The 14,314-nt window shown below is 74.4% G+C and carries 13 protein-coding genes; 7 read left to right on the top strand and 6 right to left on the bottom strand.

Features of this window, described 5'->3' with window-relative positions:
* Window positions 1–20 precede the first annotated feature (20 nt).
* On the top strand, window positions 21–1,061 hold the full coding sequence (locus BJ961_RS20715; protein ID WP_271414284.1) for an NAD(P)-dependent alcohol dehydrogenase: 1,041 nt from the start codon (window positions 21–23) through the stop codon (window positions 1,059–1,061).
* Between the two features lie 118 nt (window positions 1,062–1,179).
* On the opposite strand, the gene BJ961_RS20720 is transcribed toward BJ961_RS20715, so the two are convergent.
* Window positions 1,180–2,706, bottom strand: a complete 1,527-nt coding sequence (locus tag BJ961_RS20720) for a helix-turn-helix domain-containing protein (RefSeq protein ID WP_271414285.1) — start codon at window positions 2,704–2,706, stop codon at window positions 1,180–1,182.
* 114 nt (window positions 2,707–2,820) lie between these two features.
* Between BJ961_RS20720 and BJ961_RS20725 the strand changes: the two genes are divergently transcribed.
* From BJ961_RS20725 to BJ961_RS20735, 3 genes are all read left to right on the top strand, one after another.
* Entirely contained in the window at window positions 2,821–3,441 is a 621-nt protein-coding gene (locus BJ961_RS20725; RefSeq protein ID WP_271414286.1) for an L-threonylcarbamoyladenylate synthase, read from the top strand.
* A 46-nt stretch (window positions 3,442–3,487) separates the two neighbouring features.
* On the top strand, window positions 3,488–4,243 hold the full coding sequence (locus BJ961_RS20730; protein ID WP_271414287.1) for a dienelactone hydrolase family protein: 756 nt from the start codon (window positions 3,488–3,490) through the stop codon (window positions 4,241–4,243).
* 97 nt (window positions 4,244–4,340) lie between these two features.
* Complete coding sequence (locus BJ961_RS20735) at window positions 4,341–5,843, top strand: metallophosphoesterase family protein (protein WP_271414288.1); 1,503 nt, start codon at window positions 4,341–4,343, stop codon at window positions 5,841–5,843.
* Between the two features lie 25 nt (window positions 5,844–5,868).
* Here BJ961_RS20735 and BJ961_RS20740 read toward each other — a convergent pair whose 3' ends face one another.
* Complete coding sequence (locus tag BJ961_RS20740) at window positions 5,869–6,855, bottom strand: TauD/TfdA dioxygenase family protein (protein ID WP_271414289.1); 987 nt, start codon at window positions 6,853–6,855, stop codon at window positions 5,869–5,871.
* A gap of 112 nt (window positions 6,856–6,967) precedes the next feature.
* Here BJ961_RS20740 and BJ961_RS20745 point away from each other — a divergent pair, with 112 nt between their 5' ends.
* Window positions 6,968–7,798, top strand: coding sequence for an aldo/keto reductase (locus BJ961_RS20745; protein ID WP_271414290.1), 831 nt, complete (start codon window positions 6,968–6,970; stop codon window positions 7,796–7,798).
* 55 nt (window positions 7,799–7,853) lie between these two features.
* Window positions 7,854–8,477 (top strand): DNA polymerase ligase N-terminal domain-containing protein, encoded by a 624-nt coding sequence (locus tag BJ961_RS20750; protein WP_271414291.1) that lies wholly within the window; start codon window positions 7,854–7,856, stop codon window positions 8,475–8,477.
* Between the two features lie 30 nt (window positions 8,478–8,507).
* Here the strand turns inward: BJ961_RS20750 and BJ961_RS20755 are convergent, their stop codons facing one another.
* From BJ961_RS20755 to BJ961_RS20770, 4 genes are all read right to left on the bottom strand, one after another.
* A complete protein-coding gene (locus BJ961_RS20755) occupies window positions 8,508–10,859 on the bottom strand; it encodes a SpoIIE family protein phosphatase (protein ID WP_271417116.1) in 2,352 nt (783 codons plus the stop codon).
* Between the two features lie 61 nt (window positions 10,860–10,920).
* On the bottom strand, window positions 10,921–11,391 hold the full coding sequence (locus BJ961_RS20760; protein ID WP_271414292.1) for a peroxiredoxin: 471 nt from the start codon (window positions 11,389–11,391) through the stop codon (window positions 10,921–10,923).
* Window positions 11,388–11,768, bottom strand: coding sequence for a DoxX family protein (locus BJ961_RS20765; protein WP_271414293.1), 381 nt, complete (start codon window positions 11,766–11,768; stop codon window positions 11,388–11,390). Before BJ961_RS20765 ends, BJ961_RS20760 begins: the two co-directional genes overlap by 4 nt.
* Before the next feature lie 154 nt (window positions 11,769–11,922).
* Complete coding sequence (locus BJ961_RS20770) at window positions 11,923–12,579, bottom strand: TetR/AcrR family transcriptional regulator (RefSeq protein WP_271414294.1); 657 nt, start codon at window positions 12,577–12,579, stop codon at window positions 11,923–11,925.
* A 233-nt stretch (window positions 12,580–12,812) separates the two neighbouring features.
* On the opposite strand from BJ961_RS20770, the gene BJ961_RS20775 reads away from it, so the two are divergent.
* Window positions 12,813–14,267, top strand: coding sequence for an MFS transporter (locus tag BJ961_RS20775; protein WP_271414295.1), 1,455 nt, complete (start codon window positions 12,813–12,815; stop codon window positions 14,265–14,267).
* Window positions 14,268–14,314: the final 47 nt, after the last annotated feature.

The following is a 14,314-nucleotide window of genomic DNA, read 5'->3' on the forward strand; positions in this document are numbered from 1 at the left end:
GAGAACAAAGGAGTTCGGTCATGAAGGCACTGCAGTACCGCACCATCGGGGCACCGCCCGAGGTCGTCACCGTCCCCGATCCGGAGCCGGGCCCCGGCCAGGTGCTGTTGAAGGTGACCGCGGCCGGCGTCTGCCACTCGGACATCGCGGTGATGAGCTGGCCCGCCGAGGGCTTCCCGTACGCGCTGCCGCTCACCCTCGGCCACGAGGGCGTCGGCACCGTGGCCGCGCTGGGCGCCGGGGTGACCGGGGTCGCCGAGGGCGACGCGGTCGCCGTGTACGGGCCCTGGGGCTGCGGCACCTGTGCCAAGTGCGCTCAGGGCAAGGAGAACTACTGCCTGCGCGCCGACGAACTGGGCATCCACCCGCCGGGCCTCGGGCGGCCGGGCTCCATGGCCGAGTACCTGCTCGTCGACGACCCCCGGCACCTGGTCCCGCTGGCCGGGCTCGACCCGGTCGCGGCGGTGCCGCTGACCGACGCCGGGCTGACGCCGTACCACGCGATCAAGCGGTCGCTGCCCAAGCTGGTCCCCGGTTCGACGGCGGTGGTCATCGGCACCGGCGGTCTCGGCCACGTCGCCATCCAGCTGCTGCGCGCCCTGACGTCCGCCCGGGTCGTCGCCCTGGACGTCAGCGAGGACAAGCTGCGACTCGCCCGTGAGGTGGGCGCGCACGAGGCGGTGCTGTCGGACGCGAAGGCCGCGGACGCGGTGCGCGAACTCACCGGCGGTCTCGGCGCGGAGGCCGTCTTCGACTTCGTCGGCGCGGTGCCCACCGTGAAGACCGCCGGGGCCGTCGCCGCCGTCGAGGGCGATGTCACGCTGGTCGGCATCGGCGGCGGGTCGCTGCCCGTCGGCTTCGGCGTGCTGCCCTTCGAGGTGTCGGTCAACGCCCCGTACTGGGGCAGCCGCAGCGAACTGATCGAGGTCCTCGACCTGGCGCGCTCCGGCGCGGTGTCGGTGCACACCGAGACGTACTCGCTGGACGACGCCCCGCTCGCCTACGAGCGGCTGCACGAGGGCAAGGTCGACGGCCGCGCGGTGATCCTGCCCCACGGCTGACGCGACACAGGGGGCGCGACCGGTCCCCCGTTCCGGTCGTGCCCCCGTGCCGTCGAACCTACGTGGACGGTTCCGCCGTTGTGAATCGTGCCGGTGCCCGCTGCCGGGCCCGAAGGACTCACCCGTGCACAGGTGCGTCCGGATGGCCCGGTTTCGTCCCGCGCAGGAGGGGCTGGTCCAGGTCCCCGGTCACCAGATGGGCCAGCACCACCTCGTACAGGTCGCTGCCGGAGGCGAGCAGCTGGCGTTCGAGGACGGGCTCGGCGCTGCGGACGTGCTCGCGTACGGTCTGCGCGTGCATGCCGAGCTTCTGGGCGGCGCGCTCGGCGTTGCCGCCCGCGGCGATCCAGGTGCGCAGGGTGCGGCGCAGGGGCCGGCCGTCCGGGTCGAGGCGGCCGAGCAGGTCGACGGCCCAGGTGCGCAGCGCGGGCCCGGCCAGCAGATCGGTGAGCCGCGCGCCCCCGCGTCCGTCGGCACCGGACGGAGGTTCGGCGAGCCCCACCTGGGCGTTCAGGGCGAGATGGACCGCGGCCCGGACGGTCAGGTCGGCGAAGTCCGTGCGCAGCAGCGACTCGACCCGGTCCATGCGGGCGCGGACGGTGTTGCGGCTGACGCCGAGGACCTTCGCCGTGTCGACGGCGGTGAACTCCAGGCCGAGCCGGGCGGTGGCGAGCAGTTCGGCGCGGGTGTGGTGCGCGAGGGTGTCCAGCGGCCCGAGTACGGCGGCCGTCCAGTCGTGCAGCGCCGCCGGGTCCATCAGCCGCTCGGGGTGCGGCCGCTCGGCGTACAGGGCGGCCTTCCCGGGGCGGAACCGGGCCACCGCGAGGGCGCTGACGGCCTGTCCGTAGGCGGCCGCGGTGCGGGCGAGGCCCTGCCGGGTGCTGCCGCCGACGAACACGCCGGGGCGGCTGCCCACCAGTGAGCGCAGCTCCCGCCCGGCCGTGTCGCGCGGGGCGAGGACGATCACGTGCGCGTCCCGCGCCGGGCACCGCACGACCAGCGCCCCCTCCCCCGTCGCCGACAGGCACTCCTCGGCGAGGCGGTCCCGTTCGGCGGGGCTGCCCTCGACGACGTACACGCAGGCCGTGTCGGTGTCCAGGAGGCCGGGCCAGAGTCCGGCGGCCACGCGGCGGGCGGAGACGGTGTCCTCCACCATCAGCAGTTGCAGGATGGCCAGCCGCAGGTCGGAGGTGGCCCGGCGCAGCCGCAGCCCGGCGGCGGTCGACTCGTGGCCGGCCAGCAGCAGCTCCAGCACCTGCGCGGTGTGCGTGACGATGTCGAAGACGCGCCGGTCGAAGGGTTCCTCGCGCGCCACCGCGAGAACGGCGGCCGGCGCCGGGTGGGGCCGGTCGACGCGGACGAGCCGGAGATGGCGGCCCCGGTCCTCGAGTGCGGCGGAGGCGATGCGGCCGGAGGTGATACCGGCGACCAGGCCCTCGTCCAGCCGGACGCGGGCGCCGGCCAGCAGCCTGCCGGTGCCGTCCTGCAGTGAGACGGCCGCGTGCGCGGTGCCCGCGAGCCAGGCCACGACCCGGTTCGGGTCACGGCCGGCCGGCCGCAGGTGTTCGAGCAGTTCCTCCGCCCATCCCGCGTGCTCGGCGGCTCCGGATGCCCGCTGCCGTCTTCCGTCCTCTCGGCCCGCCACGTCGGCCTTCTCCTCGTCCTCGCTCCGGCCTCGGCCCAGGCCGGGGACGTTACCGCATGGCCCTGTGCACGGGGCCTGTCGGCCGGGGCGGGCGGGCGGGCATAAGCTCGGTGAATGGCGAAGTACTTCGACGTGCACCCCGACAACCCCCAGCCGCGCAGCATCGCCCAGGTCGCCGACAGCGTCCGCTCCGGCGCGCTGATCGCGTATCCCACGGACTCCTGTTACGCGCTGGGCTGCCGGCTGGGCAGCCGCGACGGGATCGACCGCATCCGGTCGATCCGGCACCTGGACAGCCGGCACCACTTCACCCTGGTCTGCCAGGACTTCGCGCAGCTCGGGCAGCTCGTGCAGATCGACAACGACGTGTTCCGGGCGATCAAGGCGTCGACCCCCGGCAGTTACACCTTCATCCTGCCCGCGACGAGGGAGGTGCCGCGCGCGCTTCAGCACCCGAAGAAGAAGACGGTGGGCGTGCGCATCCCCGACCACGTGGTCACCCAGGCCCTCCTCGCCGAACTCGGTGAACCGCTGCTGTCCAGCACGCTGCTGCTGCCCGACGAGGAGGAGCCGATGACCCAGGGCTGGGAGATCAAGGACCGGCTCGACCACGTGGTGGACGCGGTCATCGACTCCGGGGACTGCGGTACCGAGCCGACCACGGTCGTCGACTTCTCCGGTGGCGAGGCGGAGATCGTGCGGCGGGGCGCGGGCGACACGGCACGGTTCGAGTAGCGGACCGCCGACGACCGACCGACCAAGAGAGAGGCACGACCCCGCGATGACCGCAGTACGCGCGACCGCCGTCGACGTTCCCACCGAGGACGGCACCGCCGACGCCTATCTGACGCACCCGGACGACGGGAAGCCGCACCCCGCGGTCCTGTTCTACATGGACGCCTTCGGCCTGCGCCCGCGGCTGCGGGAGATGGCCGACCGGCTGGCCGGCGCCGGGTACACCGTCCTGGTGCCGAACGTCTTCTACCGCAGCGGACGGGCGCCCGTGGTGGAGCTGCCCGGGTTCATCGACCCGGAGGCGCGGCCGGAGATCTTCCAGCGCCTGGGCCCGATCATGAAGTCGCTGACCCCCGGCCGGGCGGTGCGGGACGCGGGCGCCTACCTGGAGTGGCTGGCCCGGACTCCGGCGGCGGCCGACGGCCCCGTCGCGGTGACCGGCTACTGCATGGGTGCCGCGCTCGCCCTGCGCACCGCCGGCGCCTATCCGGACCGGGTCGCCGCGGTCGCCGGGTTCCACGGCGGGAACCTGGCGACGGAGGGCCCGCAGAGCCCGCACCTGGTGGCCGAGGGCATCACCGCCGAGGCGTACTTCGGCCACGCGGACCACGACCCGGGGATGCCCGCCGCGCAGCAGGAGCGTCTGGAGGCGGCGCTGACCGCGGCGGGCGTGACCCACCACTGCGAGGTCTACGCGGGAGCGCGGCACGGCTACACCCAGGCCGACACCTCCGCGTACGACGAGAAGGCGACCGAACGGCACTGGGAGGCGCTGCTCGCTCTCCTGGGGCGCACGATGTGAGTCTGCGGCCCTGTCGCCCGCCAACGGGTCCGCCCCGGCGGGCACTTGGCGGGACCGCCGCGTCGGGCGGGCGGGGCCTCGTTGTTACCGTGCCGGGGTGTCCAACTCCTCACGTGATACCCCCGAAGGCGCCGGCTGGGGTGCCGCCGAGCGCGGCGCCTACCGCGACCTCATGCCGCAGCGCACCGAGAAGCTGTCCTGGCTGAGCCCCAGAACACTCTGGGCCGCCCGCAACGGCGTACTCGCCTCCTGGTTCGGGGACCCCACGGGCCGCACCCGCTCCCGCTGGGTGGCGCAGCGGGCGGCGGCCGGGGCCCCGGCCGACAAGGTGATCCGGCGTGCGGACCCGGACCGGTTCTCCTTCCTCGTCATCGGCGACACCGGGGAGGGCGACGATCCCCAGTACGCCGTGGTACCCGGTCTGCTGAGGGCGGGCGGGGACACCCGGTTCGCCGTCCTCGCCAGCGACGTGATCTACCCCGTGGGCAGCGCCGACGACTACGGCACGAAGTTCTTCCGTCCCTACCGCGACTACCGGGCACCCATATACGCGATACCGGGGAACCACGACTGGTACGAGGACCTCGGCGGCTTCATGCGGGTCTTCTGCGACGACGCCCCGCCGCTGCCCCCGGAGCCCGCGCCGCGCCCCTTCACCCGGGCCCGGCTGCGGTCCCTGCTGTGGCACCGGCCGCGCCCGGACGACGGCCGGCACCTGGACGAGGCCCGCAAGCTGCGCTCCGCCCCCGCCCAGCAGGCCGGCCAGCCGGGACCGTACTGGGCCGTCGACGCGGGCCCGGTGCGGATCGTCGGCATCGACACGGGGCTGCTCGGCACGGTCGACGCCGAGCAGGGCGCCTGGCTGCGCGAGGTGTCCGCGGGAGACCGGCCGAAGATCCTCGTCACCGGTTCGCCGCTGTACGTGGACGGCGAGCACCATCCGTGCCCCATCGACGGCGGCGGCACGGTCGACGACATCGTGCGCGACCCGGCCCACCACTACGTCGCGGCGATCGGCGGCGACATCCACAACTACCAGCGCTATCCGGTCGACGTGGACGGCCGCACCGTCCAGTACGTCGTCGCGGGCGGCGGTGGCGCGTTCACGCACGCCACGCACACCATCCCGCGCGTCTCGGTGGCCGGCGTCACCGAGGACGACTTCCGCTCCTATCCCCTGCGCGGCGACTCGCTCGCCTTCTACAGCGCGCTGTACGGCCGCCGGCTGCGCCTCGGGCGGTTGTTCTCCCTCACCGAGGCCGAGGCGACGGCCGTGATCGCCGAGCGCCTCGGCATCCGCACCGGCCGTGCGCCGGGCACCGGCGCCCGGGTCACCCGGCGGACCCGGCTGGTCGCCGGGCTGCTCGGCACGGCGCGGCGGCCCGAGCGCCGCAAGCGGTTCCGGCTGCCGGTGCGCAAGCTCTACACGCAGGTGTTCTCGCCGGGTTCGGCGACGTACAGCCCGCCCTTCTTCAAGTGCTTCCTGCGTCTGGACGTGACGCCGGAGGCGATCCGGCTGCGCTGCTACGCGGCCACCGGCAACCGGGCGCAGGAGGTGGACCCGCCGGTCGAGGACGAGGTGACGATCCCGCTGGTCTGACGCGGGGTGCCCGGTCGGTGCCCCCTCACCAGCGGCCCGGTTCGCTGCCGACGAGCGGCTCGGAGGGGGCGCCGTCGACGCCGGCCGGTACGTCCCCGGCGAGCATCACGCGGTGCATGGTGCGCGGGTGGCCGAGGTGGGCGTTGTCGCCGGGGGCGAGGTGGATGGTGGCCCGGTTGTCCCAGAAGGCGACGCTGCCCGGCTCCCAGCGGAAGCGGACGGTGTACTCGGGGCGGGTGGCCTGCTCCAGGAGCAGTTCCAGGATCGCCGCGCTCTCCGGGCGGGAGAGCCCGGCGATCTGCTCGACGTAGTAGCCGTTGACGAACAGCAGCCGTTCCGCCGTCTCCGGGTGGACGCGGACCAACGGGTGGACGGTCGCGGTCTGGTGGTCCAGGAGGTGGCGGACGTAGGCGTCGTCGCCGGGCCGGGGCTGGTAGCCGACGCCGAGGCGGTGTTCGGCGCGCAGCGTGTCGGCGAAGGCCCGCATCGGGGCGGACAGTCCGGCGTAGGCGGCGGCGAGGTTCGCCCAGGTGGTGTCGCCGCCGTAGGGCGGTACCGTCTCGGCGCGCAGGATCGTGGCGGCCGGCGGGTCGACGCGGGCACCGTGGTCGCAGTGCCAGCCGCGCAGCAGTGTGTGGCGCCGGCGCCGCAGCCACTCCTCGTGCTCCATGCCGTACCGGCCGCCCAGTTCCAGCCGGTCGGCGGTCGTCTCGATCTCGGGGAATCCGGCGGGCGACGCCTTGCCGCGGCGGGGCAGGACGACCGGGTCGCCGAAGAGGCGGGCGAACGCGACGTGCCCGGCGTGGTCGAGGCGCTGGTCGCGGAAGAACACCACCTTCCAACGCAGCACCGCCGCCCGGACGGCCGCGACCTGCGCCGCGTCGAGGCCCGCCGCCAGGTCGACGCCGCCGATCTCGGCGCCGATGTGCCCGGCGACGGGTCGCACGTCGATCCCCGCCGCCCCGTGCCCCGCGGTGCCGTTCGCGCTGTCGTTCGCACTCTGCGTCGTCATGCGCAGATCGTGGCAGACCCTGCCGCGCGCCGTCCGGTTGATCGCCGGTCCTTGCGTGGGCGAGGCTGGACGGACGGCACACCGCCGCGCACAGTCGAGGAAAGGTCCCACGGTGATCAGCATCCCGGCGTACACGCTCAACGACACCACCACGCTCCCCGCCCTGGGCCTGGGCACCTGGCCGATGAAGGACGACGAGGCCGAGCGGGCGGTCCGCGAGGCCCTGGGCACGGGGTACCGCCTGATCGACACGGCGACGAACTACCGCAACGAGACCGGCGTCGGCCGCGGCGTGGCGACCGGCGGGGTCCCGCGCGAGGAGGTCGTGGTGACGACCAAGCTGCCCGGCCGGCACCACGGCTACGAGGAGACGCTCGCCTCGTTCGAGGAGTCCCGAGCCCGGCTCGGTCTGGGGTACGTCGACCTGTACCTGATCCACTGGCCGCTGCCGCGCGTCGACAGGTACGTGGACTCGTGGAAGGCCATGGTCAAGCTGCGCGAGGACGGCCTGGTGCGGTCGATCGGCGTCTCCAACTTCACGGCGGCGCACATCGAGCGGCTGGAGAAGGAGACGGGTGTCCTGCCGTCCGTCAACCAGATCGAGCTGCACCCGCTCCTCCCGCAGGCCGAGCTGCGCGCCTTCCACGAGCGCAAGGGCATCCGGACCGAGAGCTGGAGCCCGCTGGGCCGGGGCAGCGACGTGCTGGGCGATCCCGCCGTCGCCGCGGTCGCCGACGCGCACGGGGTGACACCCGCGCAGGCGGTCCTGCGCTGGCACACCCAGCTGGGTGCGGTGCCGATCCCCAAGTCCGCGGATCCCGCTCGGCAGCGGGCGAACCTGGACGTCTTCGGCTTCGAGCTGGACGCCGGGCAGATGCGTGCGGTGGCGGACCGCGCGCACCGGCGGCTCGGCGGCGACCCGGAGGTGCACGAGGAGTTCTGAGCGGGGTACCCGGTCCGGCGGCGAGGACCGAGCATCCCCCGGGAAGGAGCGTCAGGTGGGCGGCGAAGGCGACGGACTGCGGGACTACCACGGCAAACGGGACTTCGGCCGCACCGGTGAGCCCGCGGGCCGCCCTGCTCCCGGCGAGGGCGGCGAGCCGCGTTTCGTCGTGCAGATCCACGACGCGAGCACCCTGCACTTCGACTTCCGGTTGCAGGTGGGTGACGTGCTGAGGTCCTGGTCGGTGCCGAAGGGGCCGTCGGCGGACCCGAGCGACAAGCGGCTGGCGGTGCCGACGGAGGACCATCCGCTGGAGTACGAGGAGTTCGAGGGCGTCATCCCGGCCGGCGAGTACGGCGGCGGCACGGTCATCGTCTGGGACCGCGGCACCTACGAGCCGCTGAGCCACGACCGCCGGGGACGCCCGGTCGACTTCGCCGAGTCGCTCGCGCACGGGCACGCCCGCTTCCGGCTGCACGGCGCGAAGCTGCGCGGCGAGTACGCGCTGACCCGGTTCCGCGGTGGCCGGGACGGCGGCACCGACGAGGACGCGGCGTGGCTGCTGGTGAAGACGGCCGGCGGCGGGCGCGGGCACGGCACCCCCGACCCGCGGCGGGCCCGGTCCGCGCGCACCGGCCGCACGCTGGCGCGGGTCGCCGCGGAGGACGGCGCGGAGTGAGGGTGGGCGGTGCCCCTGCCCGCGGGCGGTTCACTCCGCGGGCAGGGGCTGTTCGGCCCAGATGGTCTTGCCGCTGCCCGTCTGCCGGCTCCCCCAGCGCCGGGTGAGCTGGGCGACCAGGAGCAGTCCCCGGCCGCCCTCGTCGAAGGCGTGGGCGCGGCGCAGGTGCGGTGAGGTGGAACTGGCGTCGGAGACCTCGCAGATGAGGGCGGTGTCCCGGATGAGGCGGAGCTGGATGGGCGGCTCGCCGTAGCGGATGGCGTTGGTGACGAGTTCGCTGACGACGAGTTCGGTGACGAACGCGGTCTCGCCCAGACCCCACCGGTCCAGCTGCTCGGCGACGGAGCGCCGTACGGCGGCCACGTGCACCGGGTCCGCGAGGACGTCCCAGGTGCGTATCTGCTCCGTGCCCAGCACCCGGGTGCGGGCCAGCAGCAGCGCCACGTCGTCGCTGGGTTCCTCCGGCATCACGGCCTTGAGCACGCTGTCGCACAGGGCGTCGAGGGAGTTGGCGGGCGACGTCAGCGCGCGGCACAGTTCGGCGGTGGCGTGGTCGATGTCGCGGTCGCGGTCCTCCACGAGGCCGTCGGTGTAGAGGGCGACGACCGAGCCCTCGGGCAGTTCCAGCTCGGTCGCCTCGAAGGGCAGGCCGCCCACGCCGAGCGGCGGGCCCGCGGTCATGGTGACGATCCGGGTGGTGCCGTCGGGCAGGAGGAGGGCGGGCGCGGGGTGGCCGGCGGCGGCCAGGGACAGCCGGCGGGAGGCGGGGTCGTACACGGCGTACAGGCAGGTGGCGCCCAGTTCCGCGATCTCGCCGTCGCCCGTGTCGCCGGCCGCGAGATGGGTGACGAGGTCGTCGAGGTGGGTGAGGAGTTCGTCGGGGGGCAGATCGACGTCGGCGAGGGTGCGCACGGCCGTGCACAGGCGGCCCATGGTCGCCGTGGACGGGATGCCGTGGCCCACGACGTCGCCGACGACGAGGCCGACGCGGGTGCCGGAGAGCGGGATGACGTCGAACCAGTCGCCGCCGATGCCCGCCGCGGACACCGAGGGGAGGTACCGGTGGGCCACCTCGACCGCGGCCTGTCCGGGCAGGTCCCGGGGGAGGAGGCTGCGCTGGATCGCCAGGGCGGTGGAGCGCTCGCGGGCGAAGCGGCGGGCGTTGTCCACGGAGACGGCGGCCCGGCCGGCCAGTTCCTCGGCCAGTACGGCGTCCTCCACGGCGTACGGCTCACGGGGCGCGGTCCGGGCGGCCAGCGCGACGCCCAGGGTGGTGCCGCGGGCCCGCAGCGGCACGGCCAGGATCGAGCAGACGGCCTCGCGGAACGCGCGGTTGTGCGGGGTCCGCACGTCGCGGCTCCGCATCCACCGGTCGAACTCCGGGTCGCCGGGGCCGCTGAGCACGACGCGCCCCTCCCGCAGCGCCCGGACGGGCGGGGAGTCGGACGGGTGGACCTCGTTGCCGCCGAGGTGGACGGCCGGGGTGGGGAAGCCCTCGGTGGCGGAGGCGTGGGCCACCCGCAGGAGCCTGGAGTCCTCGGGCGGCGTCGCGACGGGTTCGTGGGTGCCGAGGACCCAGTCGAGCAGGTCGACGCTGGCGAAGCCGGCGAACCGCGGGACGAGGAGCCCGACCAGTTCCTCGGCGGTGCGCACGACGTCGAGGGTGCCACCGAGCGCACCGGCCGCGTTCAGCAGGCCCAGCCGCTCCCGTGCCCGGTGCTGTTCGGTGCTCTCGACGGCGGCCATGGCGACGGCGGTGACCGCGCCGGAGGAGTCGTGGACCGGCCAGATCTCCACGGTCCAGGCGTGCACCCGGGTGCCGGCGGGCGCGGGCGAGAAGCTCTCGTACTGGACGCGCCGCCCCGTGTCGGCGACGACCCGCAGGTGGTGCAGGAAGGACCGCGCGTCGCCCTCGAAGTCCGCCAGCGTGTCGGACAGCCTGCGGCCGAGGAGTTCGTCGGCGGGCCTGCCCAGCATCCGGCACGTGGTGTCGTTGACGTGTGCGAAGCGCAGGTCGGCGTCGAGGACGGACATCGACACGGAGGCCTGTCGTACGGCGTCGTCGATCAGGTCGGTCGACGGGCCGCAGGTCACCGCGTGTCCGTCCGGTGCGCCGTCGGCGTCCAGCAGCGGACAGACCCGCAGCCGCAGGCCGACCGGGCGGCCGTCCCGGTGCCGGACCACCGCGGTGGCCTCCTGTCCGGCGCCGGACAGGAGGCCGCAGGGCGCGTCCCGCGCGAGCAGGTCCCGCGCGAGCAGGTCCCGCGCGGGACGTCCCACGACCTCCTCGGCCGCGTATCCGGTGAGCCGCCGCGCGCCGTCGCTCCATCCCGTCACCGTTCCGCGGGCGTCGACGATCATCGCGGCGGAGGAGTGCTCCATGTCGTCCAGGATCATCCCAGGACGATGCGGTATCAACCGGGACGGGGTGCGGGTGGCCTCCTCACTCCCCCCGGTGGGCGCGGAGGGCGGCGAGCGCGCGGTCGGCGTGCGTGTTCATCCTCAGTTCGCTGCGGACGACCTCCAGCAGGGTGCGGTCCCGCCCGACGACGAAGGTGACCCGCTTGGTGGGGGCCATGCTGAGACCCCGCTTCACCCCGAACCGCTCGCGGACCGCGCCGTCGGCGTCGGACAGCAGCGGCATGCCCAGGCTGTGGCGTCCGGCGAACTCCTGCTGCCGTTCCACGGGGTCGCCGCTGACCCCGACGGGCCGGGCACCGACCGCGGCGAACTCGGCGGCGAGGTCGCGGAAGTGGCAGGCCTCCGCGGTGCAGCCGGTGGTCAGGGCGGCCGGGTAGAAGAAGAGGACGACGGGGCCGTCGGCGAGCAGCTCGGACAGGCGGCGCGGGGTGCCGGTCTCGTCCGGCAGCGTGAAGTCCTCGACGGTGTCGCCCACGGCCGGGATCGCGCTCATGACCGGCCCTCGCTGCCCCGGGCGACGGCGCGGGCCCACAGCACGAGCGGCACCTGCACCGGCAGCCGGCCGAGGGCGGCGGCCTTCTGCGGGGTGGGGCGGTGGCGCCAGTCCCAGGCCATCTTGACGTTGGCGGGGAACACCCCGACGAAGAAGGCGGCCGCGGTCAGCGCGGCGGCCTTGCGGGTGCGCGGCAGGGCGAGTCCGGCGGCCAGCGCGAGTTCGGCGACGCCGCTGGCGTACGTCCACGTCCGGGGCGTGCCGGGCAGGGAGCGCGGCACGGTCGCGTCGAAGGGGCGGGGCTGGGCGAAATGGGCGACGCCCGCGGTGGCCAGCAGGCCGGCGAGCAGCAGGGGTGAGCGTTCGGACCGTGACACGGTTCCTCCTCCGGGGGGCCTGGCGCGCGATATTACTCGACAGTAAGGAATGGCCGGAGACCGGCTCACCCACGGCGGTCGTCGGCCCTGGCCCACCTGCGGCGCCGGGTGGAGCGGCGGGAGCGCCCGCACACCGCCGGCCGGGCCTCGGGCGTCACTCCCCGCCCCGGGGGGTGACGGGGGCCAGCCACATGCCGACGATCGCGTCGACCAGGCCGTCGGCTGCGTCCTGCCAGCTGGCGCGCGGGGTGGGCCGGTTCTCGGCCAGGGCCCGCTCCCGCTCCTCCGCCGTGTGCACGATGAGGTGGCGGGCCATGTCGCCGCGCTCCGCGCGGACCTCGTCCGGCAGCGCGGGCATGCACCGGTTGCGGCCCACGATGATCTCCCGCAGGGAGACGGAGGCCCGGGACTCCTCGGTCATGATCTCCCGCAGCGCCGGGTCGGTCATGACCTGGGCGCAGAACCGCGCGTACCAGGTGGGGCTGCCCAGCGCCGCCAGGTGGTCGAACTGGGGGCGGACCAGGCAGTCCACCCAGTCCCGCAGGTCGGGCGAGTCGCCGAGGGCGGCGAGCTGCCGGGCGCGCAGTTCCTCGACGCGCTCCGAGTGGCGCTGGGCGATGGCCCGGACGAGGTCCGCCTTCGTACCGAAGTGGTAGCCGACGGCGGCGTTGTTGCCCTGCCCGGCGGCCTCGCTGACCTGGCGGTTGGAGACCGCGTAGACCCCGTGCTCGGCGTACAGCCGCTCAGCGGTGATCAGGATCAGCTGCCGGGTCGCGCTGACCTGTTCCGTCCGGACCGCCCTGCCCGCCATGATCACCACCGCGCCGGGACTCTTTCCTTACGGCCCGCGGCGACCAGTCCCTCGAGTCGTCGCAGGTCCGCCGTCGTACGGCGCGCTGTCACGGAAGCCTACGGGGCCGCGGCCGCGGGCCGCCTCGCGGCCCCGGCGGGCGTGCCCTCTCCACACCCCGTAGAATACTTCAAGCGACTGACTTAAAGGTTCGCACTCCGGTTCTCGCCCCTCATCGCCCGAAAGGCTCTTCCATGCCCGCTTCAACCGCCGCACCACGGCCGAACGCCGTGGTGGCGGTACTGGCCCTCGCCGGGATCGTCGTCGCGCTGATGCAGACCCTGGTCATCCCGATCATCCCGGAGCTGCCGAAGCTCCTGGACGCGTCGGCCTCGGACGCGGCCTGGGCGGTGACCGCCACGCTGCTGGCCTCCGCGGTGGCCACTCCGGTCGTCGGCCGGCTGGGCGACATGTTCGGCAAGCGGCGGATGCTGCTGTTCAGTCTGGTGCTGCTGATCGCCGGTTCCGCGGTCTGCGCACTGAGCGACGCGCTGGTCCCGATGGTCGCCGGCCGCGCCCTGCAGGGCCTGTCCGCCGCGGTGATCCCGCTCGGCATCAGCATCATGCGCGACGAGCTGCCGGCCGAGCGGCTGGCCGGCGCCACCGCGGTGATGAGCGCCTCCCTCGGCGTCGGCGGCGCGCTCGGTCTGCCCGCCGCCGCGCTGATCGCGGACAAGCTCGACTGGCACATGCTGTTCTGGCTCTCCGGCGCGCTCGGCGTCGTCTCCCTGGTGCTGGTGCTCTCGCTGGTGCCCGAGTCGGCGGTGCGCACCGGCGGCCGCTTCGACCTGCTCGGCGGCATCGGCATGGCCGCCGGCCTCGCGTGCCTGCTGCTGGCGATCTCCAAGGGCGGTGACTGGGGCTGGACCGCGGGCACCACCCTCGGGCTGTTCGCGGCCGCCGTGGTGATCCTGCTGGTCTGGGGCTGGTGGGAGCTGCACACGCCCGAGCCGCTGGTGGACCTGCGCACCACCGCCCGCCGCCAGGTGCTGTTCACCAACCTGGCGTCCATCGCCATCGGCTTCTCGATGTTCGCGATGTCCCTGGTGCTTCCGCAGCTGCTGCAGCTGCCCGAGGCCACCGGTTACGGGCTCGGCCGCTCCCTGCTGACCACGGGCCTGGTGATGGCGCCGTCCGGTCTGGTGATGATGGCGTTCGCCCCGGTCTCCGCGAAGGTCTCCAAGTCCCGGGGCCCGAAGGTGACGCTGATGATCGGCGCCCTGATCGTCGCGGCCGGCTACGGCCTGAACATCGTCCTGATGTCCGAGGTCTGGCACCTGGTCCTGGTCTCCTGCGTCATCAGCGCGGGCATCGGCTTCGCCTACGGCGCCATGCCGTCGCTGATCATGGGCGCGGTGCCGGCGAGTGAGACGGCCGCCGCGAACAGCCTCAACACCCTCATGCGGTCCCTGGGCACGTCGGTCGCCAGTGCCATCGCCGGAGTGATCCTGGCCCAGATGACCATCGACCTGGGCGGCTTCGCCCTGCCGTCCGAGGACGCGTTCAAGGTGGTCATGGCCATCGGCGCCGGCGCGGCCCTGCTGGCCTTCGCCATCGCGTCCTTCATCCCCCGGCACCGTCCCGCCGGCTCGGTGGCGGGCCCGGCGCCCGCCGACGGCGTCGCGGCGGAGCCCGCCTCCGCGCGCTGACCCCACGGCGCCGGTCCCCCTCCCCCGGGACCGGCGCCGTTCAGGCG

This window comes from Streptomyces lienomycini, from assembly GCF_027947595.1.
In the GTDB taxonomy this organism is placed as follows: domain Bacteria; phylum Actinomycetota; class Actinomycetes; order Streptomycetales; family Streptomycetaceae; genus Streptomyces; species Streptomyces lienomycini.